Source organism: Thermus albus, assembly GCF_022760855.1.
Classification (GTDB): domain Bacteria; phylum Deinococcota; class Deinococci; order Deinococcales; family Thermaceae; genus Thermus; species Thermus albus.
The window spans coordinates 205,217-228,661 of sequence record NZ_JAKTNR010000002.1 but is presented as its reverse complement, the minus strand read 5'-3'; the positions used below and the strand labels follow the sequence as shown (position 1 = coordinate 228,661).

Genomic DNA, 23,445 nt, shown 5'->3' with positions numbered 1-23,445 from the left:
CCCCTTCCACCCTGGACGATGAGAGGGATGGATAGCCGGCGCATTCGCAACTTCTCCATCATCGCTCACGTGGACCATGGGAAGTCCACCCTGGCGGACCGCATCCTGCAGCTGACCCATGCGGTGAGCGAACGGGAGATGCGGGAGCAGTTTCTGGACTCCCTGGAGCTGGAGCGCGAGCGGGGCATCACCATCAAGGCCAGCGCCGTGAGGGTGGAGTACCAGGCCAAAGACGGCCAGGCTTATGTCTTTAACCTCATTGACACGCCAGGCCACGTGGATTTCACCTATGAGGTTTCCCGGGCTTTGGCGGCGGTGGAAGGGGTTTTGTTGGTGGTGGATGCCAGCCAAGGGGTGGAGGCCGAAACCTTGGCCAAGTTTTACATGGCCCTGGAGCACGGCCACGTGATGATCCCCGTCATCAACAAGATCGACCTCCCCAACGCCAGGCCCCTGGAGGTGGCCCTAGAGGTGGAGGAGGTCTTGGGCCTTCCCGCCGACGAGGCCATCTTCGCCTCGGGGAAAACCGGGGAAGGGGTGGAGGAGATCCTCGAGGCCATCGTGACGCGCATCCCCCCACCCCAAGGAGACCCCGAAGCCCCCTTAAAGGCCCTCATCTTTGATTCCCTTTACGACGCCTACCAGGGGGTGATCCCCTACCTCCGCCTGTTTGAGGGCCGGGTGCGCCCGGGGGACCGGATCCGCATCTACTCCACCGGCAAGGAGTTCACCGTGGATAAGGTGGGGATCTTCACCCCCCAAGGGCTCATCTCCGTGGAGGAGCTCACCGCCGGGGAGGTGGGTTGGCTTGTCGCCGCCATCCGGGATATCCACGACGTCCAGGTGGGGGATACCATCACCCACGCCCATAGGCCCACGGACGCCCCTTACCCTGGCTTCCGCCCCGCCAAGCCCGTGGTCTTCGCCGGGCTTTATCCCGTGGACTCCGGGGACTATAACAGGCTGCGGGACGCCCTGGAAAAGCTTAAGCTCAACGACGCCGCCCTTTCCTTTGAGCCGGAGACCTCCACCGCCCTGGGCTTTGGCTTCCGCTGCGGTTTCCTAGGGCTTCTCCATGCGGAGATCGTGCAGGAGAGGTTGGAGCGGGAGTTCGGACTGGAGCTCATCGCCACCGCCCCCAGCGTGGTCTACAAGGTGCGCCTGAAGGACGGGGAGGAGATGGAGGTGCTAAACCCAGCCGACCTCCCCGACCCCACGAAGATAGAGGAGATCCTCGAGCCCTACGTGAAGCTCACCGTCTTTACCCCCGAGGAGTACGTGGGAGCCATCATGCAGCTGGTGCAGGAAAAGCGGGGGCGCCTGGTGAACATGACCTATCTTCCCGGAGAAACCAAGAGGGTGGAACTGGTCTACCAGGTGCCCTTTGCCGAGATCCTCTACGACTTCCACGACCGGCTAAAGAGCCTCTCCCGGGGCTATGCCTCCATGGACTACGAGCAGATGGGCTACCAGCCCGGGGACCTGGTCAAGGTCAACGTGCTGGTGCACGGGGAACCCGTGGATGCCCTCACCTTTATCGCCCACCGGGACAAGGCCTACGCCATGGCCCGGGCCATGGTGGACAAGCTGGCGGAGGTCATCCCCCGTCAGCTCTTTGAGGTGCCCATCCAGGCGGCCATCGGGGGGAAGATCATCGCCCGGGCCACGGTGAAAGCCCTGAGGAAGGACGTGCTGGCCAAATGCTACGGTGGGGACGTAACCCGGAAGAAGAAGCTTTTGGAAAAACAAAAGGAAGGAAAGAAGCGGCTCAAGGCCATCGGCAAGGTGGAGGTTCCCCAGGAGGCCTTCCTGGCGGTGCTTTCGGCGGGGAGGAATGAGCCTTAGGGCAAGGCTGGCCCTGGTCATCGCCTTTCTAGCCTTTCTGCCCAACCTGGTCCTAGCCCTCACCCTAGGCCTCATGGGGAATGGTCCATGGCTCCCCTTGGTGCTCTGGCTTCTCCTCATCGCCCTGGTTTCCGGAGCCGTGGGGTATCTCCTGGCCCGGAGCCTGCTCCGGCCCCTGGAGGAGCTCACCCGCACCCTGGCCTACCTCTCCCTGAAGGAGGGCCCGGTGAGCGAGCTGAGGCTTCCTGCCCCCAAGGAACCTCCGCCCAGGGAGATCGCCCTCCTCCGCACCCGCTTCGGGGAGCTTCTTCAACGCCTGCAACGCCTGATGGAGGCCAGGGAGGCCTTTTACGGGGCCCTGGCCCACGACCTCAAGACCCCCCTCCTTTCCGCCATCCGCGCCCTGGAGTACCTGGAAAGGGCCGACCACCTGGGCCGCGAAAAGCGGGTGGAGCTCCTTTTAGCCCTGAGGCGAGAGTTGACCCAGGCCCACCTCCTGGTGGAAAACCTCCTGGCCCTCTCCCGCCTCGAGGCCCGCCCCCCCCAGCGGGAAACCCTAAACCTCAGGGCCTTGGCCGAGGATCTCCTGTTGCGGTATGGGGAAGAGGCCAAGAGGCGGGGAATCGCCTTGAGGGTAGAGGGGGCAGGCGTGGCCCGGGGGGAGAGGCTCCTTGTGGAACGGGCCCTGGCCAATCTCCTGGGCAATGCCCTGCGCCACGCCAAGACCCAGGTGCGCATCCGGGTGGAAGAGGGAGCCATGCAGGTGGAGGACGACGGGGAAGGGCTTCCCCTGCCCCTCGAGGCCCTGGCCCAGCCCTTCCGCCAAGGGCAGGGCATACGGGGAAGCTCAGGGCTCGGCCTTTACACCGCCAAGCGGGTGGCCGAGGCCCACGGGGGGAGGCTCTTAGCCTGCAAAAGTCCCTTGGGCGGAGCGTGTTTGCGCTTGGAACTCCCCTCCGCCAGGGAGCTTTAGTCCATAACCGGAGGAATCTGCCGCACCCAGAGGATGTAGGAGAGGTGCTCCAGGTACCTCAGGGGAACCTCGGAAAGGGGCCGGTCCACCTCCAGGCTCATCATGGCCTCCCCACCCCGCTTCTTGCGGCTTACCGTGAGGTAGGCGATGTTGACCTCGTCATCGGCCAGGATCCGGGCCACCCGGGCCACCACGCCCGGGGTATCCACGTTGCGGATGACCAAGGTGGGAGCGGCCCCAGTGATACGCACCTCAAAGCCATCCAGGTCAAAGATGCGCACCAACCCCCCTCCCAGGGAACTACCCGTAACGGTGATGCGCTCCCTCTCCCCCTCTAGGACCATGCGCACGGTGTTGGGGTGCACATCCCCTAGCTCCACCTCCTTGAAGACCACTTCCACCCCTTCCCCTTCCGCCAGGCTCAAGCTTTCCTTAAGCCTTTCGTCGTCGGGCTTGAAGCCCAAGACCCCTGCCACCAGGGCCAGGTGGGTGCCGTGGCCCTTTCCCGTTTTGGCAAAGGAACCGTGCAGGCCAAACTCCACCCGCCTGGGCCTTTCCCCCAAGAGGTGGCGGGCCAAAAGGGCCAGGCGGCAGGCCCCGGCGGTGTGGCTGGAGGAAGGCCCCACCATCACCGGGCCGACCATGTCTAAAAGACCCATGCTTGTAGAATAACCCCATGCGCACGTTCCTGACCCGGGCCATCGGCCTCCTCTTGGCCGTGGGGCTCCCGGTTCTGGGCCAAAGCCTGGGGGTCCCGAAGGAGGTCCAGGTGGGGCGGTCCGTGGTCCTGGAGGGTAGGGACCTGCCCGAGGGGCGCTTCCCCCTGGTGCTGGAGGGACCAGAAGGGCAGCAGACCCTGGAGGTGGAGGTCCAGAAGGGAAGGTTCCAGCTAGAGCTAAGCCCCAAGGCCCCCGGGGAATACCGCGTCCGACTTTCCCTTCCCGCCGGTGCCTTGGAAGCCCGCTTCACCGCCCTTGCCCCCACCACCCCTGAGCTGACCCAGGAAGGCCTTAAGCTCCCCTGGGGCCTCCTAGCCCTGCCCCCGGGGGACTGGTTGGGCCCCTTGGTCCAGGGGGATAAGGTGTTCGTGGCCCAGGGGCTTTTGGTGGTGGAAACCAGCCTCAAGGGGGAAACCCTGTCCTTCCACTTCGCCCCGGCCCGCATCCTGGCCCTCCGCCCAGGCCCCGAGGTCCTCCTACAGGGGGACTGGGTCCTGCCCATCCCCTTCCCGCGGCTGCCCTTTGAGGGCCATGGGGAGGACCTACAAACCCTAGGCTCCCTCCTCCAGGCCCTCAACCCGCCTAAGCCTTGGCCTTACTTCGCCTACTGGACCCAAGACCCCGCCACCCTCACCCCGGAGGACCTGGAGGCCTATGGCCAGGACCTCCTGGCCCGGGGCCACAGGCCGGAACTCCTCTTCGGCCAGGCGGAGGTGGCCCGCATGGCCGAGGCCTCCCGCTCTTTACGGCAGAAGGATCCCGAAAAGGCCCTTCTCCTGGCCCAGACCCTTCTCCGCTACACTCCCCTTTTCCCCGGCTCGTTGGCCTTTTTTAGGGAAACGGCCCTGTACCTCGAGGCCCAGGGGTACCCTGCCCAGGCCTTGCGCTTCCGCGAAGCAGAGAAACTCCTAAGAGCCTGGCTTCCCCCGCAGCTTACCCTGCTTCCCCCTGCCCTTTGGACCCTGGGCCTGGCATACCTGGCCCTCATGCTCTACCTCTTCCTCTTCTACCTACCTGCCCAGTTAAAGGACCTGAAGCCCCTTGGCGGCTACCTGGGCGGATTCTGGAAGCACCCACTCCTACGCTTCAGGCACCTCCACCTGGCCTACGCCAGCCTGGGGGAACGGGTGCTGGCCCTGGCCCTCTTCCTAGCCCTTGGCCTGGGCCTCCTCCTGCAGGGACTGGACGCCCGGGTGCGGGGGGAGCTTTTCGCCCCCCCCTTGGACCAGGGGACCCTCCGCACCCAAAAAGCCCAGGACTGGCTCCGCACCCTGCCCCCTACCCCTGAGGCCAAGGCCCTTCTGGGCTACGCCCTTCTGACGGAGGCCCCTAAGGAGGCCCTGGGCCTCCTGAAGGAAGCCTCCTTGCCCTTCGCCTTGGCCCTCAGGGGGGACGAGGCCTCCTTGGCCCAAGCCTACCGCCAGGCTCCCCTCGAGGGCCCCATCCGCACCGCCTTGCACCTGGGCCAGGACCCCTGGGGAGCCAGGGAGCCAGGCCCCACCTTCCGGACCCTTTACCTGGCCCTCCTCCAGGTGGAGCTCAGGCGCCTCCAAGAGGATCCGCTCCGGGGGTTTTTGCGCCTGGGCATCCCCCTTCCCGAAAGGACGAAGCCCTGGATCTTCGCTGGCTTTGGCCTCCTCCTCCTCTACCACCTCCTCACCTTCCTGCTGCCCCGGCGCAGGGCCCCGGTCCCCCTCTCCTGGGCCCTGGGGGTACGCCTTCTGGTGCCGGGAAGTCTGGGGTTCTCCTCCGGGCTGGGCCTTGTCCTCCTCCTCCTGGCCGCCTACGGGCTTTTTGCCGTGCTGGAGGGCCAGACGCCCACCTTCCTGATCCTGGCCTATGGGCTCCACCTCCTGGCGCTGGTCCTTAGCCTAAGGAGGCCCGCATGATCCTTCCCCCCATCCCCACCCCCTTTGACCGGGAGGGCCGCCTGGATGCGGAGGCCTTTCGCCCACTGGCGGAAGCCCTAGAACCCTTGGTGGATGGGTTCCTCATCTACGGCTCCAACGGGGAAGGCGTCCACCTGACCCCGGAGGAAAGGGCCAGGGGGCTCCGGGCCCTAAAGCCCCGGAAACCCTTCCTGGTGGGCCTCATGGAGGAAACCCTACCCCAGGCGGAGCGGGCCCTCCTCGAGGCCCAGGAAGCGGGGGCCATGGCCCTCTTAGCCACCCCACCCCGGTACTACCACGCCAGCCTGGGCCAGGGGCTGGTGGCCTACTACCAGGCCCTGGCGGAGAGGATGCCCGTGTTCCTTTACCACGTGCCCCAGAACACCAAGGTGGACCTCCCCCTTGCCGCGGTGGAGAGCCTGGCCCAGCACCCCCGGATCCTTGGGATCAAGGACTCCAGCGGGGACCTCTCCCGTCTGGCCTTTTACCAGGCCCACCTGAGGGATTTCCGGGTCTTCACCGGCCACGCCCCCACCTTCCTGGGGGCTTTGGCCCTGGGAGCCGAAGGGGGCATCCTGGCCGCGGCCAACCTGGCCCCTAGGGCCTACCGGGCCCTCGTGGAAGCCTTCCGCAGCGGACAGTTGGCGAAGGCCCAGGCCCTGCAAAAAGGGCTCTTCCCCTTAGGGAACCTCCTCTCCCAGGGAGGGGTACCCCTCCTCAAGCAGGCCCTACGCCACCTGGGCCTGCCTGCAGGGTACCCCAGGCCCCCCTATCCCACGGAAAGCCCCCTTTGGCCCAGATTCCTTCCGGTTCTGGATAGGCTAAAGGAAGAGGGGTGGATCCTATGAGAAAGGCTTCCCTGCTAGCCTTGGCGCTAAGCTTTCTGGCTGCCTGCGCACCCCAAGCCCTTACCCCGGAAGCCCGTTTCCTAGGAGCGGAGATCCGGGGTTTTGAGCTTAGCCCGGAACCCGCCCTCCTCCTGGGGGTAAGGGTGGGGTTCCAAAACCCCAATCCCTTCCCCCTGCCCCTTGCCACCTTCGGCACCCGGCTCCGGGTGGGGGAGGTGACGGTGCCCCTGGACCTCAGCCTACCCCCCGGAAGGAAAGAGGAGGTCCTCCCCGTTCGGCTTACCCCCAAGGGGGCCTTGTCCACGGCCCAGGCCCTCCTTTCCCGGGAGGGGGTGGAGGTGGCCCTGGAGGGCCGCACCCTAGGCCAAGCCCTCACCTTCTTCCGCACCCGGCTGGCCTTTCCCTTGGAACCCCTTAGGGTGCGCCGGGCAGGGGTGAACTTCTTCTTGGAAAACCCCAATCCCCTTCCCCTCAAAGTGGAAGGGAATCTGGTCCTCCTGGGGCAAAGCTTCCGGGTCCAGGTAGACCTGCCAGCGAAAGGGGAAGGGAGGCTCCAGGTGGTGGGCTTCAGGCCGGGTCTGGAAAGGGGCGCGGGAAGACTAGAGCTTACCCTCGAGGTCCCAGGTTTCTTCCGCCAGCAGCTGGTCCTGCCCCTTTAGAGCTTGAAGCCCAAGGGCAGAAGCTCCCCCAGGGTCTTCACCACATAGCCCTCGGGCCCGTGCATCACCACCTCGGTCCCGGGGGTGCCAAACTCCAAGAGCACCTGGCGGCACCCCCCGCAAGGGGGGATGGGCCCTTTGGGGCTATAGACGTGCACCCGGTCTATGCGCCTTTTCCCCGCCAGGACCATGGCCGCCACCGCATTCCTTTCCGCACACTGGGAGAGGGGAAAGGAGGCGTTTTCCACGTTGACCCCAAGAAAGCTCTCCCCTTCCGCCTCCACCAAGGCCACCACGGGAAAGTGGGAGTAGGGAGCGTAGGCCCTTTCCAGGTGGGCTACGAGAACCTCCCTAACCCTCTCCATGCTCCACCAGCCTTTCCACCCGCACCCGTTCTATGCGGCGCTGGTCGGCGCTTTCCACCACAAAGCGGAACCCCTGCCACTCTACGCTCTCCCCCACGCTGGGGATGCGGCCAAACTGCTCGTAGAGGAAGCCGGAAAGGGTGTCGTACTCCCCTTCGGGAAGCTCCACCCCCAGGGCCTCGGAAACCTCGTCCACGGGGGTTTGGGCCTGGATGGAAAGGGAGCCGTCGGGAAGGCGGCGGATGGCCGCATCCTCCGGCTCGTCGGTTTCGTCGTAGATCTCCCCCACGATCTCCTCCATCACGTCCTCCATGGTGACCAGGCCTGCCGTACCCCCGAACTCGTCCACCACGATGGCCATGTGCACCTTGCGCCGGCGAAGCTCCCGGAGAAGCGTCCAGGCATCCATGTTCTCGGGAACGAAATAGGGAGGGTGGGCAATGGAGGCCACGGTACGCCCCCTAAGGTCCTCCTCGCAGTAGTAGTCCAGGAGGTCCTTGGCGTAGGCCACGCCCACGATGTGGTCCACGCTTTCCTTATAGACGGGGACCCGGCTGTAGCGGTGCTCACGGAAGAGGTGGAGGAACTCCTCCAGGTTGGCCTCGGCCTCGATGGCCACCATCTCCACCCGGGGGGTCATGATCTCCCGCACCGGGGTTTCCTCCAGCTCCAGGATGGAGTGGATCATCTCCTCCTCCTGGGCCTCAATGGTTCCCGATTCCTCCGCCCCGGCCAGGATGAGCTTAAGCTCGTGCTCGGAAACCAAAGGCGTATCCCGGGGCTCGAGGCCCAACACCCTGAGGACAAGACCCGAAACCAGGCTGAAGAACCGGCCCACCGGGTAGAGGAGGATGGAGAAAAGGTAGATGGGCCAGGCGGCCACCCGGGCCAAGGGAACGGCATGGTGGACGGCGATGGACTTGGGGGTGATCTCCCCAAAGAACAGGATGAGGAAGGTCATGGCCCCGGTGGCCACCCCCACCCCCAGGGAACCGAAGGCCTGGGTGGCCAGGTCCGTCACCAAGGCGGTGGCGGCGATGTTCACCAGGTTGTTGCCCACCAAAATGGTGGTGAGGAAACGGGTGATGTCCTGGGAAAGGAGCCGGAAGGGCCCCCCTTGGGTTTCCGCAAGCTCCCTTACCTTCCAGGGGTAAAGGGTGGTGAGAGCCGTTTCGCTGGCGGAGAAGAAGGCGGAAAGGGCCAGGAGAAGGACCAAAAGAAAAAGGTCCCCAGGGCTTGGGGTTTGGGACTGGGCCAGGGCTACGCTACCGAAGGGCAGGAAGAAGAGCCACCGACTGGGAGGTCTGTCCATATCACCTTCCGCCATTGTACACCATGGGAAAGTGTGGGGCAGGCCTAGGTTTTTATTGATTTCCGTGTATAGTTGAAAGGTATGAATGGTCCTCCTGCCCCCCTGGTGGAAGAGCTTTCCCGGCTGGGCTACACCTTGATGCGCCTTCTCCTTGCCCGCGCCAAGGAAACCTTCACCCAAGAAGGCCTCTCCCTCCTCCAGGCGGAGGTGCTCCGCCTGGTTAAGGAAGGGATCCAGCTTCCCTCCCGTTTGGCGGAGCACCTCGAGGTCCTTCCCTCCCAGGTCTCCCACCTCCTGGCCTCCATGGAAGAAGCCGGCCTCCTCAGGCGCCAGCCCGACCCCGAGGACCGCCGTAGGGTGCTTCTGCGCCTCACCCCCAAGGGGGAGGCGGTGCAAAAGCGCCTGCAAGAGGCCTGGCTAAGGGCCTATGGCCAGCACCTGGCCCGCCTTTCCCCGGAGGAACTGAACCTCTTCCGCAACCTGCTGCGCAAACTCACGGAGGTGGAAGGTGCCTAGGCTCCTGAGCCTATTCCTCCTCTTCCTTCCCGCCTTAGCCCAAGGCGCCCTAGCCCCCTTGCGAAACCACCCCCTAGCCCTCCAGGCCCAGGCGCTTCTGGACGCTGCCGCCAAGGGCTTGGAGGCCCAATCCTACCCCCTGGCCCTGAACCTCCAGGGGAACTACGCCCGGCTGGGCTACGAGTGCACCCCTTCCTCCCTGTGCTCAAGCCTGCCCGGCACCGCCGGGAGCCTCACCCTGGCCCTGGTCCTCACCCCCTTCCCCTATGGCGACACCCAAGACGCCCAAAAGCGGGCTAGGATCGCCTACCGGCGGGCGGAGCTCGCTTACCGCAAGGCCCTCACCGCCCTTCAGGCCCAGGCGGTGGCCGCATACGGTCGTTACCAGCTGGCCCTCTTGGGGGAAAAACTGGCGCAAAAAGGGTGGGAGCTGGCCCAGGCGGCCCTCGAGGCGGCCAGGAAGCGCCAGGCCAACCCCAAGGAACTCCGGGAGGCGGAACTGGCCCTGAAGGAAGCAGAAAACCGTCTCCTGGAAGCCCAAAGGAGCGTGGAGCTGGCCAGAAAAGGGGCAGAGGGCCTGGTGGACCTCACCAAGCCCCTCCCCGAGATCCCCCCACCTCAGGGCACCACCCCCCTGGTCCTGGAAGAAGCCCGCCTGAGCCTCGAGGAGGCCAGGATCGCCTACTCCGCCTCCTTTCGCGCCCTCTTCCCCGAGGTCAAGGCCAGCTACCTCCTCTACCCAAGTGGAAACGACACCCTGACCCTAAGCCTTTCCAGCCGGACCCTGCAACCCACCCTGGCCTACACCCGGCAGGACCCGGGGCAACGACCCACCAGCCTGCCCGGCGGCAGCTACCGCATCGCCGAGGAGCTTCGGCTTTCCCTTTCCCTAACCCTCACCCCTGGCCTTTTCGCGGCCCTCGAGGCGGCCGAGGCCCAGGTGCGGGGAGCAGAGGAAGCCCTGAAAGGGGCCGAGATGCAGGCCCGGCTCCAGGGGGAAACCCTGGAGAACTCCCTTAAGGCCACGAGGATGGCCCTGGAACTGGCCCGCCTCCGCCACGGTGCCCAGGAAAGGGCCTTGGCGGAAACGAAAAGGCGCCTGGAGCTGGGCCTGGAAAGTCCCCTAGCCCTGCTGCAGGCGGAGCTTTCCCTTCTGCAAGCGGAACTGGCCCTGGCCCAGGCGGAAAGCGATCTGCGAAGCAAGTGGATGGAGCTTTACCAGTTTTACGGCGAACTCCTACCGGAGGTAACCCCATGAAAAAAAGTGCCCTAGCCCTCCTTTTTCTCCTGGCCCCTAGCCTAGCCCAACCCCTCCCCGAGGCCCTGAAGAAGGCCCCGGAGGTGGCGGCGGTGGTCACAGCCCGGCTGGAATCCGCAACCCGGCAGAAAGACCTGGAGCGCACCCTCCAGGACCCCTTGCGCACCGCCCTGGCCGAGCTGCAAGCACGCCAGGCCAGGGATTTGGCCGAGGCCCGGCTCAAACGAGCCCTGGCCCAGGCGGAAAGCGAGATCGTTTCCGCCTATACCCAGGCCTTTGAGGCCCTCCTGCAGGTGGGCTTGGCGGAAAAGGCGGTGGAGGTGGCCGAGCTGGGGCTTAAGGCCACGGAGATCCGCCTCAAAGGGGGTGGCGCCACCAGCCTGGACCTCCTGGAGGCGCAAAACCGCCTCCTGGAAGCCAGGAAGAACCTGGAGCTGGCCCAAAGGGGGCGGGATAGCGCCTTGGCCGCCCTGGCCAACCTGGTGGGGGAATGGAAACCCCAAAGCGTGGGCGAACTACCTTCCCTTCCAGGAAAGGAGGTGGTGGAGGCCCTTTTGCAGGAACACGTGGACCTACTCCAGCTAAGCCAGTCCTTGGGGCTTTTGCGCTTCCAAAGGGGGCTCATGGACGAAAGCTTCGTGGCCAGGAGGGAAATAGAGGCCCTCGAGGACCAGATCCGAACCCTGGAAACCAACCTGGCCAACCTGGAACGCACCCTCAGACTGGGCCTGGAGGCCAGGTACCGCCAGCTCTCCCCCCTCCTGCAGGGGGTAAAGGCGGCGGAGGAGGCTTACCGGGCAGCCCAGGAGCGCTACCGAGCCGAGGAAAAGCGTTTCCAGGCTGGGCTCACCAGCCGGCTTGGCCTGTTGCAGCAGGAGCTTTCCCTAAGGCAAGCCCAACTGTCCTGGGAACAGGCCAAGCACGCCTACCTCAAGGCCTATTACGGCCTTCTTGCCAGCCGTTAAGGAGGATGGAATGCCCAAAGCCCATATCTTCCCCCTTGCCCTAGGCCTCACCCTCTTCCTCCTGGGCGCCTGCGCCCCCAAGAGGGAGGCCCCTTCCCAGGCCCCAGGGAAACCCCAGGCCCTGGAGGTTCGCACGGTCCCCGCCCAAAGGGGCCTTCTGGAGCGGGAGGTCCGGGCCTCCGCCACCTTGCAGGCGGAAAAGGATAGCCTGGTGGCGGCAGGCGCCTCGGGGAGGGTCCTAAGAACCCTTCCCCCCGGCACCCGGGTACAGGCGGGGGAGGGGGTGGTCTTTTTGGACCCCGCCCCCTTCCAGGAGACCCTGGAGGCCGCAAGGCTGAACCTAAAGCAAGCCGAGGCCAACCTGGAGCGCGGCCGAAACCAGCTTTCGGGGAACCAGGCCGCCCTCAAGGCCCAGCTCCAGGCGGCGGAGGCCCAGCTCCAGGCGGCCAAAAGGCGCTATGAGGAGGGCCAGACCCTGCTTTCGGTGGGGGCCTTGGCCCCCTTGGACCTCAAGGTCCTCGAGGCCCAGTACCGCCAGGCGGAAAGCGCCTACCAAAACGCCAAGGAGGCCCTTTCCCGCCTGGAGCGGGCCGAGGACATCCGGCTTCTGGAGCTCCAGGTGGAGGCCGCCAGGCTTCAGGTGCGCCAGGCGGAAAGGAATCTGAGGGAAAGCGTGGTCCGGGCTCCCTTCGCCGGGGAAGTGGTGGAGGTCATGGTTAAGGAGGGGGAGTTCGTGGGAGCGGGAAGCCGGGCCTTCCGCCTGGCCACCACGGAGCGCCTCCTGGCCAAGCTGTACCTTCCCCCAGACCAGGCCGCTTCCCTTACGCCCGAAACCCCTTTCCTCCTTAGGCAAAATGGCCGGGAGGTGGCGGCCCGCCTCTTGCGCAAAACCGATCTGCCGGGCCAGACCCGGCTGGTGGAGGTGGTCCTGAAGCCGGAGGGCACGCTTCTCCCAGGCCCCGCCGAGGTGCGCTACCGCCTAAGGCTGGCCGAGGGCATCCTCCTTCCCTTAGCCAGCATCCAGATCCGGAATGGGGAGGCCCGGGTCTTTGTGGTCAAGGAGGGCAAGGCCCAAAGCCTTCCCGTGCGCCTCTTGGCCCAGGAGGCCGGCCAGGCGGCGGTGGCGGGCGTGGAACCCAATAGCCTGGTGATCCATCCTGTCCCCGAAGGCCTTAAGGACAACGACCCCGTGGAGGTGGTCCGGTGAGGGAAAACCCCCTGGTGGCCTTTTTCGTGGAGCGCTTCGTCTTCGCCACCGCCATCTTCGTGGGCTTGGTGCTGGTGGGCTTAATCCTGGGGCTTGGGCTCGGGGTGGAACTCCTTCCCCGTTTCAGCGTGCCGGTGGTGGCGGTTTCCACGGGCTACCCAGGGGCTGGCCCCGAGGAGGTGGCGGAGCAGGTATCCAAGCCCCTGGAGGACGCCCTTTCCACCCTAAGCGGGGTGGACACCATCGGCAGTAGCTCCACGGAAGGCTTCAGCCTGGTCTTCGTGCAGTTCCAGCAGGGGGTGGATGTGGACAAGGTGGCGGTGGAGGTGAGCCAGAAGGTGGCCGCCGCCCGGGCCCAGCTTCCCAAGGACGCCTCGCCCCCCGTGGTGCAGAAGTTTGACCCCTCGGCAAGCCCTATCCTCTACGTCGCCCTCGAGGCTCCCGGGGAAGAGCTTTCCCAGGTGCTCCGCTACGCGGAGCGCACCCTAAAGCCCAGGCTCCAGCTGGTCCCGGGGGTGGCGGACATCCGCCTCACCGGGGCGCCCAGGCGGGCCATCCGGGTCTACCTGGATCCCGACCGCCTGCAGGCCCTGGGCGTGGCCCCTGGCCAGGTGGTGCAGGCCCTTTCCACGTCCGCCTTGAACCTACCCGTGGGAAGCCTCACGGAAGGGGAAAAGCGCCTGGTCTACACCCTGCGCAACACCCCGGCCACCGCCGAGGAGGTGGCCGCCATCCTTGTGGATCCCTCCCGTGGCCTACGGGTGGGGGATGTGGCTCGGGTGGAGGAAAGGGCGGAGGAGGCCAGCACCCTGAACCGGGTAAACGGCCGCCCCGCCGTGCTCCTGGCGGTGGTCAAAACCCCGGACTCCAACGCCGTGGCCGTGGCCGATGGGGTCAAGAAGGCCCTAGGGGAGGTCCAGCTTCCCAGGGGCTACCAGACGGAAATCGCCCTGGACAGCACCCGCTTTATCCGGGCCGCGGTTTTGGACACGGTACGGGAGGCCTTCTTGGCGGCCGTGGCGGTTTCCGTGGTGGTCCTGGTCTTCCTGGGCAAGCTGAACTCGGTGTTTTCCGTGATCCTGGCCATCCCCATCACCCTTTCCGGGGCCATACTCCTTTTTGGCCTTCTGGGCTTCACCTACAACCTCATCAGCCTCCTGGCCCTTACCGTGGCGGTGGGCATCGTGGTGGACGACTCCATCGTGGTGGCGGAGAACATTGACCGCTACCGCCGCCTGGGCTATAGCCCCAAGGAAGCGGTGCTAAAGGGGGCCAGCGAGGTTTCCGTGGCCGTGGCCGCCGCCACCTTGAGCCTCCTGGCCGTCTTCCTGCCCATCAGCTTCCTCCCCGGCATCATCGGCCAGATCTTCCAGCAGTTCGGCCTGGGCATGGCCGCCGCCATCGCCGTGAGCTGGCTGGAAGCCCTCCTCTTCCTCACCGTGCGCCTGGCCTACTTTCCCGACCCAGAACCCCCAAGCCCCCAAGAAGCCCTTTCGGCGCTGCGCCTACTGCCCCTGGACCTGCGCTGGGCCTACCGCCGGGGCTTTAGGACGCCCTGGGGCCTAGCCTTGGGCCTTGGCCTGGCCCTTTTCCTGTACCGCTTGGGGCCCCTCTTCCTCTTTCTCCTTCCCCTCTACCCTACCTTTCTGGGCCTACTCCGCTACCTGGGCCGCTTCCTTTGGGACCTGGCAGGAGCCCTCACCCACCTCCTCCACGGCAGCGCCGAAGGCGGTATGCGCCGCCTCACCGAGGCCTACGCCCGAAGCCTGGGCCTAGTCCTAAGGCGGCCTGGGGGGGTCTTGGTCCTGGCCGCCTTGGCCTTCCTCTCCATCCTGCCCATTCTGCCCCGGATCCCCTTCAACTTCACCCCCCGCTCCGACACCGGGGTCCTCACCGCCACCCTGCTCCTGCCCAAGGACACTCCTCTGGCGGTATCCGACCAGGCGGCCAGGGCCCTCGAGGCCTACTTCCTCTCCCACCCCGCGGTGAAGCGGGTGGTCACCACCGTGGGGGCCAGCGCCACCGGGGGGGCCCAGGTGGGGGATCCCAGCCGGGTCCAGCTCCAGATCGTCCTCAAGCCCAAAGGGGAGAGGCCGGACATCTTCACCCTCACCGAGGCCTTCAACCGGGAGGGGAAGGCCCTTCTGAAGGACTTTCCCGGGGCCGACCTCCGGGTCCTGGCCCAAACCGGCCCCGAGGCTGGGGATGCGGACCTGCAGTTCTTCGTGACCAGCCCTGACCGGGCCCTCCTGGAAAAGCGGGTGATGGAGATCACCGAGGCGATTGCCGAGAAACCCTATGTGCTCAACGTGAAGAACACCCTCGAGGCCACCCAGCGGGAACGGGTCTTCCTCCCGGACCCCTCCCGCCTTTCCGGCACCGGCCTCACCCCTTTGGACGTGGCCCAGACCCTACGCCTTTACCTCTCGGGCTCCCAGGCGGCCACCGCCAGGAGGAGCGGCGAGGAGCTGGCCGTCGTGGTCCAAGCCGATCCCCTGCGCCTGGGCCGGGAAACCGATCTCCTTTCCCTTCCCATCTATGCCCCGGCCCTGGGAAGCTTGCTGCCCTTAGGGAGCCTAGGACGGCTTGAGGAGCGGCCGGGACCCACCTTGATCTCGAGGCGCAACCAGGCCTACGCCGCGGGCATCAACATCAACCTGAAGCCCGATGCCCCGGGTAGCTTCCAAATCCAACGGGAGCTGGAGGCCGAGCTCAAGGAGAAGGGGCTTCTGGGCGATGGGGTGGAACTCCTGGCCACGGGGCTGGGGAGCTTCACCGGGGAACTGGCCCGCCTGGCCCCCCTGGCCTTCGCCCTGGCCCTGGTCCTCAACTACCTGGTCATCGCCAGCCAGTTCAACGCTTGGCGCTACCCCCTTTACCTCCTTCTCCCCGTACCCTTGGCCTTGGTGGGCGCCTTTTGGCTCACCTACCTTCTGGGCACGGGCCTGGACGTGATCAGCGTCCTGGGGGTGGTGATGCTGATCGGCCTGGTGACCAAAAACGCCATTTTGCTTCTGGACTTCGCCGTGCGGCGCATGCGGGAAAAACCCCTAAAGGAAGCCCTGGTGGAGGCGGCCCGGCTCCGCCTTAGGCCCATCCTCATGACCAGCCTAACCGTGCTTATCATTAGCCTGCCTTTGCTTCTAGGCACCGGGGAAGGAGCGGAGTACCGTAGACCCTTGGGGGTGATCATCCTGGGAGGGCTCCTCTCCTCCACCCTCCTCACCCTCTTCGTGGTGCCCGCGGCTTTCTACGCCTTTGAGCGCCGAACCAAGGAGGAACCGGTCCTGCGGTAACCATGGTTGCTAGAAAGATCCTGGTCCTAATCGGCCTGGGGGCCTTGGTCCTGGCCTTGGCCGTGGTGGGGGTGGCCTACTACTTCCTTAGGCCTTTGAAGGCCGAGCCCCTGGCCCAGGTGGCCCTCCAAGGGGGAGGCCTCGAGGTGCAGGAGGCCCCGTATGGCCTTGCCCTCATTCCCAAGACCCCCAAGGCCCTCCTGGCCTTCTACCCCGGGGCCCGGGTGGAACCCTTGGCCTACGCCCCGGTCCTGGCCCCCGTGGCCCAGGCGGGGTACCTGGTGGTCCTCCTAAAAGTGCCCTCCGGCATCGCCCTCTTGGGCAAGGAAAGGGCCTTGGAGGCCCACAGGGGCCATCCCAATCTTCCCCTGGTGGTAGGGGGGCATAGCCTAGGGGGCGTGGCCGCCGCCGAGCTGGCTGCCCGGGAAAAGCTTCCCCTTATCCTCTTCGCCAGCTACCCCGAGGAGGACCTCAGCCGGGAAACCCTCCCCACCCTGGCCCTCTACGGCACCGAGGATGGCCTTCTGCCCCTCGAGGAAGCCCGACAAAAGGCCCGGCGCTTACCCAGGAATGCCCGGGTGGTTTTCATAGCAGGCCTGAACCATGCGGGCTTCGGGGCCTATGGCCCCCAGAAGGGGGACCGGCCCGCGGGAAGGCCCCGGGAGGCCCTTTGGCAGGAGATTGCGGAAGAGGTGCTTCTTTTCCTGGAAGGCTTGGACCTTACCGCACCACCCCCACCCCAGACACTCCATCCGGGAAGTGATATAGTGGGGAAAGCCGGGGCGGGCGCCCCCCCTCGGAGCACTTCCCCCTAAAACCCACCCCTAGCCCAGCCCTGCCCACATCAGGGTGGCCCTGCCGTCTAGGGAAAGGGGGGAAGGGAAAGGAGCACGCATGAAGGATAGCCTGCAAACGCTTAAGAGCCTTCACACCCCAAGCGGCACCTACGGGTACTTCGACCTTACGGAACTGGAGAGGAAGGGCCTTGCCGAGGTAAGCTGGCTCCCCTTCTCCATCCGCATCATGCTGGAAAGCCTCCTCAGAAACGAGGACGGCTACCAAGTGACCCGCGAGGACATAGAGGCCCTGGCCCGTTGGGCCCCGGAGCCAGGGGAGATCAACGTACCCTTAAAGCTGGCCCGGGTCATCCTGCAGGACTTCACCGGGGTGCCGGCGGTGGTGGACCTGGCCGCCATGCGGGACGCGGTGGCCGAGCGGGGCGGGGACCCCAGGCGCATCAACCCCGTGGTCCCCGCGGACTTGGTCATTGACCACTCGGTGCAGGTGGACGCCTTCGGCACCACCTACGCCTTCTTTTACAACGTGGAAAAGGAGTACGAGAGGAACCGGGAGCGCTACCTCCTCCTCAAGTGGGCCCAAGGGGCCCTGGAAAACTTCCGGGTGGTGCCCCCCGGCACCGGCATCGTTCACCAGGTGAACCTGGAGTACCTGGCCAAGGTGGTGATGACCCAGGAGGTGGAGGGCCTTACCCTGGCCTTCCCCGATAGCCTGGTGGGCACCGACAGCCACACCACCATGGTGAACGGCCTGGGTGTTTTGGGCTGGGGCGTGGGGGGCATAGAGGCCGAGGCGGTGATGCTGGGGCAGCCCTACTACATGCTGGCCCCCAAGGTGGTGGGTTTCAAGCTCTATGGGGAGCTTCCCGAAGGGGCCACGGCCACGGACCTGGTCCTCACCATCACCGAGATCCTGCGCAAACACGGGGTGGTGGGCAAGTTCGTGGAGTTCTTTGGCCCCGGGGTGGCCAAGCTCTCCCTGGCGGACCGGGCCACCATCGCCAACATGGCCCCCGAGTACGGGGCCACCATGGGCTTCTTCCCCGTGGACGAGGAGACCCTGAACTACCTGAGGCTCACGGGCCGCCCCCAGGCGCTCATCGCCCTGGTGGAGGCCTACACCAAGGCGGTGGGCCTTTTCCGCACCCCCGAGGCTGAGGAAAAGGTACGCTACTCGGAAACCCTGGAGCTGGACCTCTCCACGGTGGAGCCCTCCCTGGCCGGCCCCAAGAGGCCCCAGGACCGGGTGGCCCTTAGGGAGGTGAAGGGAAGCTTCCTCGCCCACCTCACCAAGCCGGTGAAGGAACGGGGGTTTGGTCTTGGGCCGGACCAGCTTGACCAGAAGGTCCTGGTCAAGCGGCACCACGAGGAGTTTGAGCTCGCCCACGGCTCGGTGGTCATCGCCGCCATCACCAGCTGCACCAACACCTCCAACCCCACGGTGATGCTGGGAGCCGGACTTTTGGCCAAGAAAGCGGTGGAGGCGGGGCTGGACACCAAGCCCTGGGTGAAAAGCTCCCTGGCCCCGGGTTCCAAGGTGGTGACGGACTACCTGGAGGCCAGCGGGCTTTTGCCCTTCCTCGAGGCCCTGCGCTTCCACGTGGTGGGTTACGGGTGCACCACCTGCATCGGCAACTCCGGTCCCCTGCCCGAGGACATCGCCAAGGCGGTGGAGGAGGGGAACCTGGTGGTGGCCGCGGTGCTCTCCGGGAACCGCAACTTTGAGGGGCGCATCAACCCCCACGTGAAGGCCAACTACCTGGCAAGCCCCATGTTGGTGGTGGCCTACGCCCTGGCGGGCCGCATGGACATGGACTTCACCACGGAGCCCCTGGGCTACGACCCCAACGGCAAGCCCGTCTACCTCAAGGACATCTGGCCCTCCATGGAGGAGATCCGCCAGGCCATGGCCAAGACCCTGGACCCCGAGCTCTTCAAGAAGGAGTACGCCAAGGTCTTTGAGGGGGACGAGCGCTGGCAGGCTCTACCTGCCCCCACCGGGGAACGCTTTGCCTGGGACCCCGGGAGCACCTACATCCAAAATCCCCCCTTCTTCCAGAACCTGGGCCAGCACCAGGTGGGGGATATCCGGGGGGCCAGGGTGCTCCTGGTCCTGGGGGATTCCGTGACCACGGACCACATCTCCCCCGCCGGGGCCATCCCTGTGAAGAGCCCCGCGGGCCAGTACCTGATCTCCAAGGGGGTCAAGCCGGAGGACTTCAACTCCTACGGCTCCCGGCGCGGCAACCACGAGGTGATGATGCGGGGCACCTTCGCCAACATCCGCATCAAGAACCTAATGCTGGACGGCATAGAAGGGGGCTACGCCAAGAAGCTTCCCGAGGGCGATGTTGATTTTGTGTACAACGTGGCCCTGCGCTACCAAGAGGAGGGCACACCCCTTCTGGTGATCGCCGGGAAGGAGTACGGCACGGGCAGTAGCCGCGACTGGGCCGCCAAGGGCACCTTCCTCCTGGGCATCAAGGCGGTGCTGGCGGAAAGCTTTGAGAGGATCCACCGCTCCAACCTGGTGGGGATGGGGGTGTTGCCCCTGGAGTTCTTGGCCGAGGAGAACCGGGAAACCCTGGGCCTCACGGGCTACGAGGTCTACGACATCCTGGGGCTTGAGGACCTCACCCCCCGCAAGAAGGTGGAGGTGGTAGCCAGAAGGGAGGATGGCAGCGAAGTCCGCTTCCAAGCCATTGCCCGCCTGGACACCCCGGTGGAGGTGGACTACTACAAGAATGGCGGCATCCTGCAGACCGTGCTTTTGGAAATGCTAAAGGAGACCCAAGCCCGCTAGACCCAAAGGCCAGGCCCCAGGGACTTAACCCCTGGGGCCTTCCCATGCCGCCTCACCTGGCTTGCCTGAGGACGGGGACCCCGAGCGCCCGGGAAACGGTAGGGCAAGGCGCGTGGGAACCTAAAGGCCCGCGCCGATCTCCAGATGGGGATTCGGGCGGCCCCCCTCCTCTTCCGCCTCCCGGGCCTCAATCTTGCCCTTGATGCGCTTCAGGCGGAAGGTATCCTCCCTTTCCCGTTGCTCCAGAACCTGCTGGATGAAGCGAATCTGGCCCCGGATTCCGGGAATCACCACCTGCTCCAGGGCGTTCACCCGGCGGGTGGTCTTCTTGATCTCCTCCCCGATCTTTTTGAGGCGGGTTTCCGTGTTGGCCACCTGGAACAGGGCCTCGGCGTAACGGCGGAAGGCCCGGGCGGCCTCCAGGGTGTAGGCGGGGGTGCCCACCGGGGAAAGAAGAGCCCCATCGGAAAAGGTGACCCTAAGCCTGGGCACCTTGCTCCCCCAGACGTTTTCCACCTCCGCCTCCACCTTTTCCAAGGGACGCACCCCCAGGGCCGCCGCGGCCACCGCCTCCGGCCCGTCAAAGGCCTGGGCCAGGAGCAAAGCCCCGTAAGCTTCCTGGGCCGCCTGGTTCAGGGCCTTGCGGGCCTCGAGGGCCGCCCGCACCAGGCCGAAGAACTCCGCCACCAGGGCATCCCGCTTCTTTTTGAGGAGGTCCACCCCCTTCTGCGCCAGGCGCATCTGGCCGCGCCGCTGCAGAAGGTTCATGCGGGTGGGGCTGACCTGGCTCATAGGACCTCCTTAGTCCAGGGCCTGGGGAGCGCCCCAGATCTCCTCCAGCTTCTGCCCGTAGTACTTGCCGATGTGGTCGCGGGAAATCCGCTTGAGTTCCCCTTGGGGCAGCATGGAAAGCAGGGCCCAAGCGATCTGCAAGCTCTCCTCAATGGAGCGGTTCTGCTGCCCCTGGTTGATGAAGTGCTTCTCAAAGGCATCGGCGAACTGCAGGTAGCGCCGGTCGTTCTCCGTGAGGGCATCCTCGCCGATGATGGCCACCAGCTTGCGGATGTCCACCCCGTTGGCGTAGGCGGAGTAAAGCTGGTCGGAAACCTGCTTGTGGTCCTCCCGGGTCTTGCCCTTGCCCACGCCGTTGTTCATGAGCCGGGAAAGGGAGGGCAGGGGGTCGATGGGGGGATAAACGCCCTTACGGTGCAGCTCCCGGGAAAGCTGGATCTGCCCCTCGGTGATGTAGCCCGTGAGGTCGGGGATGGGGTGGGTACGATCGTCGTCGGGCATGGAGAGGATGGGGATCTGGGTGACGGACCCCTTCTTCCCCACCACCACCCCGGCCCGCTCGTAGATGGTGGCCAGGTCGGTGTACATGTAGCCGGGGTAGCCCCGCCGCCCTGGGATCTCCTCGCGGCTGGCCCCAATCTCCCGCAAGGCCTCGCAGTAGTTGGTCATGTCCGTGAGGATGACCAGCACGTGGTAGTCGTGCTCAAAGGCCAGGTACTCGGCCACGGTGAGGGCCATACGGGGGGTGAGGATGCGCTCAATGGTGGGGTCGTCCGCCTTGTTGAGGAAGAGGACGGAGCGGCTTAAGGCCCCGGTGCGCTCAAACTCCTGGATGAAGTAGGAAAGCTCCCGCTGGGTGATGCCCATGGCGGCGAAGACCACGGCGAAGGGCTCCTCCTTGGCCTCCTCCCCCGAGAGGTCGGGGCGCACCGTGGCCTGGCGGGCAATCTGGGCGGCGATCTCGTTGGCGGGAAGGCCCGAGCCCGAGAAGATGGGAAGCTTTTGCCCCCGCACCAGGGTGTTCATCACATCAATGGTGGAGATACCCGTCTGGATGAACTCCTCGGGCTTCCTGCGGGCCACGGGGTTCAGGGGCAGGCCCACGATGGGCAGCCGCTTTTCCGGGGTAATGGGGGGAAGGCCGTCAATGGGCTTGCCAATCCCGTTGAAGCGCCGGCCCAGCATCTCCTTGGAAACCCCAAGCCGGGCCACGTCCTCCACCAGGCTCACGCTGGTGGTGGCCAGGTCCAGACCCGTGGTCTCCTCAAACACCTGGATGACCGCGTACTCCTCGGAAACCTCGATCACCTGACCGCCGCGCACCCGGCCCGTGCCGTCCTTGATGTCCACGATGGCGCCATAGGCCAGGTCCTTGGCGTTTTCCACGAAGAGGAGCGGCCCCGAGATATAGGTGATGCCCGTGTATTCCTTCTTAAGAAGATCCATCCATCCCTCCTCTAGGCCAGGGCCTTGAAGGCCCCCTCGATCTCCTTCATGGTCTCCTCAAAGTAACGGGGGAAGTCCTCCTCGCTTTGGTAGCGGGCCCGACCGATGCGCTCAATGACGGGAAGCCCCAGGATCTCGTCAATGCTCACCCCCCGCCGGATGGCCGCCTCCGCCTCCTTATAGAGGCTGAGGATCATCTTCATGATGCCGTAGGCCTTGGGCATGGAGCAGTAGGCGTCGATCTCGTGGAAGGCGTTTTGCTGCAGGAAGTCCTCGCGGATGATCCGCCCCACCTCAATGACCAGGCGCTCGGCATCCTGGAGGGCATCGGGACCCACCAGCTGCACGATCTCCTGCAGGCCGGCCTCCCGCTGGAGAAGCTCGGAGATGGCGTCGCGAAGCTCGGGGTAGTCGGGGGCCACGTTCTCGCGGTACCAGGGGTCCAGGGCCGGGGTGAAAAGGGAGTAGGAACCATTCCAGTTAATCGCTGGGAAGTGACGCCGGAAGGCTAAGGAGGCATCCAGCCGCCAGAAGGCCCCCACGATGCGCAGGGTGGACTGGGTCACGGGCTCGGACATGTCGCCGCCCGGTGGGGAAACCGCCCCCACGATGGTGATGGCCCCCTCCTCCCCCCCCAGGGTGATCACCTTACCGGAGCGCTCGTAGAAGGCGGCCAGGCGGGCGGCCAGGTAAGGGGGGTAACCCTCTTCCGCGGGCATCTCCTCCAGGCGGCTGGAGATCTCCCGCAAGGCCTCGGCCCAGCGGCTGGTGGAGTCGGCCATGAGGGCCACGGCGAACCCCTGATCGCGGAAGTACTCGGCGATGGTCACCCCCACGTAGATGCTGGCCTCACGGGCGGCCACGGGCATGTTGGAGGTGTTGGCGATGAGCACCGTGCGGTGCATGAGGGGCCCACCCGTCTTGGGGTCGGTGAGCTCGGGGAACTCCACCAGGACGTCGGTCATCTCGTTGCCCCGCTCCCCGCAGCCCACGTAGACCACCACGTCCGCGTTGGACCACTTGGCCAGGGCCTGCTGGGTCACGGTCTTACCGCTGCCAAAGGGTCCGGGGATGGCCGCCGTGCCCCCCATGGCCACGGGGAAGAGCACGTCCAGGATGCGCATCCCCGTGAGGAAGGGGGTGTTGGGGTCCAGCTTGCGCTGCACGGGGCGGGCCCGGCGCACGGGCCAGGTGTGGTAGAGCTTGAGCTGGGTGCCATCCTCCAGGACCACCACCGGCTCCTCCACCGTGTACTCCCCGGCGGGCTTCACCTCCTTCACCCGGCCTTTCACGTCCGGGGGCACCAGGATCTTGTGGGTGAAGTTGAACTCCGGCACCGTGCCCAGGACCATCCCCCCCCTGACCTCATCCCCGGGCTTGACCCTGGGGGTCCAGGCCCACTTCTTCTCCCGGTCCAAGGGGTGGACCACCACCCCCCGGGTGATGTAGATCCCGGTTCTCTCCTGGATGCGCTCCAGGGGACGCTGGATGCCGTCGTAGATCCCGTTCAGCATCCCTGGGCCCAGCTCCACCGCCAAGGGCAGGCCCGTGGACACCACGGGCTCCCCCACCTTGAGGCCCGAGGTGTCCTCATAGACCTGGACGAAGGCGGTGTCCCCGTCCAGGCGGATGATCTCCCCCACCAGGCCCTCGTGGCCCACCTTGCAAATGTCGTACATGCGGGCCCCGGTCATGCCCTTGGCAATCACCGCCGGGCCCGCAATCTTCTGGATCACGCCCTGGATCATCTTCCCT

General features: G+C 65.8%; 18 protein-coding genes. 12 read left to right on the top strand and 6 right to left on the bottom strand.

The annotated features are described in order from the left end of the window. Positions 1-27 precede the first annotated feature (27 nt). Entirely contained in the window at positions 28-1,845 is a 1,818-nt protein-coding gene (lepA, locus tag L0D18_RS03065) for a translation elongation factor 4 (RefSeq protein ID WP_243027308.1), read from the top strand. Next, positions 1,835-2,818: a sensor histidine kinase gene (locus L0D18_RS03060; RefSeq protein ID WP_243027307.1), complete on the top strand. Its 984-nt coding sequence runs from the start codon at positions 1,835-1,837 to the stop codon at positions 2,816-2,818. Before lepA ends, L0D18_RS03060 begins: the two co-directional genes overlap by 11 nt. Here L0D18_RS03060 and sdaAB read toward each other — a convergent pair. Next, a complete protein-coding gene (sdaAB, locus tag L0D18_RS03055; RefSeq protein WP_243027306.1) occupies positions 2,815-3,477 on the bottom strand; it encodes an L-serine ammonia-lyase, iron-sulfur-dependent subunit beta in 663 nt (220 codons plus the stop codon). The genes L0D18_RS03060 and sdaAB overlap by 4 nt on opposite strands. A 17-nt stretch (positions 3,478-3,494) precedes the next feature. Between sdaAB and L0D18_RS03050 the strand changes: the two genes are divergently transcribed. From L0D18_RS03050 to L0D18_RS03040, 3 genes are read left to right on the top strand one after another with little or no spacing between them, the layout of a single operon-like run. Beyond that, a complete protein-coding gene (locus L0D18_RS03050) occupies positions 3,495-5,426 on the top strand; it encodes a hypothetical protein (protein WP_243027305.1) in 1,932 nt (643 codons plus the stop codon). Beyond that, positions 5,423-6,274, top strand: a complete 852-nt coding sequence (locus tag L0D18_RS03045) for a dihydrodipicolinate synthase family protein (RefSeq protein ID WP_243027304.1) — start codon at positions 5,423-5,425, stop codon at positions 6,272-6,274. Before L0D18_RS03050 ends, L0D18_RS03045 begins: the two co-directional genes overlap by 4 nt. Beyond that, positions 6,271-6,933 carry an LEA/WHy family protein gene (locus L0D18_RS03040; RefSeq protein WP_243027303.1) on the top strand — a complete coding sequence of 221 codons (663 nt, stop codon included), beginning with the start codon at positions 6,271-6,273 and terminating at the stop codon, positions 6,931-6,933. The genes L0D18_RS03045 and L0D18_RS03040 overlap by 4 nt, the downstream gene beginning before the upstream one ends. Here L0D18_RS03040 and cdd read toward each other — a convergent pair. Then, a complete protein-coding gene (gene cdd / locus L0D18_RS03035; RefSeq protein WP_243027302.1) occupies positions 6,930-7,298 on the bottom strand; it encodes a cytidine deaminase in 369 nt (122 codons plus the stop codon). The genes L0D18_RS03040 and cdd overlap by 4 nt on opposite strands. After that, entirely contained in the window at positions 7,285-8,610 is a 1,326-nt protein-coding gene (locus L0D18_RS03030) for a hemolysin family protein (protein ID WP_243027301.1), read from the bottom strand. Before L0D18_RS03030 ends, cdd begins: the two co-directional genes overlap by 14 nt. A gap of 81 nt (positions 8,611-8,691) precedes the next feature. Between L0D18_RS03030 and L0D18_RS03025 the strand changes: the two genes are divergently transcribed. The 7 genes from L0D18_RS03025 to acnA all read left to right on the top strand — a co-directional run bounded on the left by L0D18_RS03025 (position 8,692) and on the right by acnA (position 19,452). After that, positions 8,692-9,126, top strand: coding sequence for a MarR family winged helix-turn-helix transcriptional regulator (locus tag L0D18_RS03025; protein ID WP_243027299.1), 435 nt, complete (start codon positions 8,692-8,694; stop codon positions 9,124-9,126). Then, positions 9,119-10,384, top strand: a complete 1,266-nt coding sequence (locus L0D18_RS03020; protein ID WP_243027298.1) for a TolC family protein — start codon at positions 9,119-9,121, stop codon at positions 10,382-10,384. The genes L0D18_RS03025 and L0D18_RS03020 overlap by 8 nt, the downstream gene beginning before the upstream one ends. Further along, a complete protein-coding gene (locus L0D18_RS03015) occupies positions 10,381-11,349 on the top strand; it encodes a TolC family protein (protein ID WP_243027295.1) in 969 nt (322 codons plus the stop codon). The genes L0D18_RS03020 and L0D18_RS03015 overlap by 4 nt, the downstream gene beginning before the upstream one ends. Positions 11,350-11,359: 10 nt before the next feature. Continuing rightward, positions 11,360-12,556: an efflux RND transporter periplasmic adaptor subunit gene (locus tag L0D18_RS03010; RefSeq protein WP_279232132.1), complete on the top strand. Its 1,197-nt coding sequence runs from the start codon at positions 11,360-11,362 to the stop codon at positions 12,554-12,556. Continuing rightward, positions 12,553-15,852, top strand: a complete 3,300-nt coding sequence (locus L0D18_RS03005) for an efflux RND transporter permease subunit (protein WP_243027294.1) — start codon at positions 12,553-12,555, stop codon at positions 15,850-15,852. Before L0D18_RS03010 ends, L0D18_RS03005 begins: the two co-directional genes overlap by 4 nt. A 2-nt stretch (positions 15,853-15,854) precedes the next feature. Continuing rightward, positions 15,855-16,667, top strand: a complete 813-nt coding sequence (locus tag L0D18_RS03000; protein ID WP_243027292.1) for an alpha/beta hydrolase — start codon at positions 15,855-15,857, stop codon at positions 16,665-16,667. A gap of 79 nt (positions 16,668-16,746) precedes the next feature. Then, positions 16,747-19,452, top strand: a complete 2,706-nt coding sequence (gene acnA / locus L0D18_RS02995; protein ID WP_243027290.1) for an aconitate hydratase AcnA — start codon at positions 16,747-16,749, stop codon at positions 19,450-19,452. Between the two features lie 120 nt (positions 19,453-19,572). Here the strand turns inward: acnA and atpD are convergent, their stop codons facing one another. The 3 genes from atpD to L0D18_RS02980 are packed head-to-tail and all read right to left on the bottom strand — an operon-like array spanning position 19,573 to position 23,438. After that, the gene (gene atpD / locus L0D18_RS02990) at positions 19,573-20,244 is read right to left on the bottom strand and encodes a V-type ATP synthase subunit D (protein WP_243027289.1); all 672 of its coding nucleotides are present in this window, start codon (positions 20,242-20,244) and stop codon (positions 19,573-19,575) included. A 9-nt stretch (positions 20,245-20,253) separates the two neighbouring features. Next, positions 20,254-21,690: a V-type ATP synthase subunit B gene (locus L0D18_RS02985; protein WP_243027287.1), complete on the bottom strand. Its 1,437-nt coding sequence runs from the start codon at positions 21,688-21,690 to the stop codon at positions 20,254-20,256. Positions 21,691-21,701: 11 nt separating this feature from the next. Further along, the gene (locus L0D18_RS02980; RefSeq protein WP_243027286.1) at positions 21,702-23,438 is read right to left on the bottom strand and encodes a V-type ATP synthase subunit A; all 1,737 of its coding nucleotides are present in this window, start codon (positions 23,436-23,438) and stop codon (positions 21,702-21,704) included. Positions 23,439-23,445 lie beyond the last annotated feature (7 nt).

What these genes read in the sequence shown, in the direction of transcription:
- lepA (WP_243027308.1), top strand. Translation starts at nt 28, where the DNA reads ATGGATAGCCGGCGCATTCGCAACTTCTCCATCATCGCTCACGTGGAC.
- L0D18_RS03060 (WP_243027307.1), top strand. Translation starts at nt 1,835, where the DNA reads ATGAGCCTTAGGGCAAGGCTGGCCCTGGTCATCGCCTTTCTAGCCTTT.
- sdaAB (WP_243027306.1), bottom strand. Translation starts at nt 3,477, where the DNA reads ATGGGTCTTTTAGACATGGTCGGCCCGGTGATGGTGGGGCCTTCCTCC.
- L0D18_RS03050 (WP_243027305.1), top strand. Translation starts at nt 3,495, where the DNA reads ATGCGCACGTTCCTGACCCGGGCCATCGGCCTCCTCTTGGCCGTGGGG.
- L0D18_RS03045 (WP_243027304.1), top strand. Translation starts at nt 5,423, where the DNA reads ATGATCCTTCCCCCCATCCCCACCCCCTTTGACCGGGAGGGCCGCCTG.
- L0D18_RS03040 (WP_243027303.1), top strand. Translation starts at nt 6,271, where the DNA reads ATGAGAAAGGCTTCCCTGCTAGCCTTGGCGCTAAGCTTTCTGGCTGCC.
- cdd (WP_243027302.1), bottom strand. Translation starts at nt 7,298, where the DNA reads ATGGAGAGGGTTAGGGAGGTTCTCGTAGCCCACCTGGAAAGGGCCTAC.
- L0D18_RS03030 (WP_243027301.1), bottom strand. Translation starts at nt 8,610, where the DNA reads ATGGACAGACCTCCCAGTCGGTGGCTCTTCTTCCTGCCCTTCGGTAGC.
- L0D18_RS03025 (WP_243027299.1), top strand. Translation starts at nt 8,692, where the DNA reads ATGAATGGTCCTCCTGCCCCCCTGGTGGAAGAGCTTTCCCGGCTGGGC.
- L0D18_RS03015 (WP_243027295.1), top strand. Translation starts at nt 10,381, where the DNA reads ATGAAAAAAAGTGCCCTAGCCCTCCTTTTTCTCCTGGCCCCTAGCCTA.
- L0D18_RS03010 (WP_279232132.1), top strand. Translation starts at nt 11,360, where the DNA reads ATGCCCAAAGCCCATATCTTCCCCCTTGCCCTAGGCCTCACCCTCTTC.
- L0D18_RS03000 (WP_243027292.1), top strand. Translation starts at nt 15,855, where the DNA reads ATGGTTGCTAGAAAGATCCTGGTCCTAATCGGCCTGGGGGCCTTGGTC.
- acnA (WP_243027290.1), top strand. Translation starts at nt 16,747, where the DNA reads ATGAAGGATAGCCTGCAAACGCTTAAGAGCCTTCACACCCCAAGCGGC.
- atpD (WP_243027289.1), bottom strand. Translation starts at nt 20,244, where the DNA reads ATGAGCCAGGTCAGCCCCACCCGCATGAACCTTCTGCAGCGGCGCGGC.
- L0D18_RS02985 (WP_243027287.1), bottom strand. Translation starts at nt 21,690, where the DNA reads ATGGATCTTCTTAAGAAGGAATACACGGGCATCACCTATATCTCGGGG.
- L0D18_RS02980 (WP_243027286.1), bottom strand. Translation starts at nt 23,438, where the DNA reads ATGATCCAGGGCGTGATCCAGAAGATTGCGGGCCCGGCGGTGATTGCC.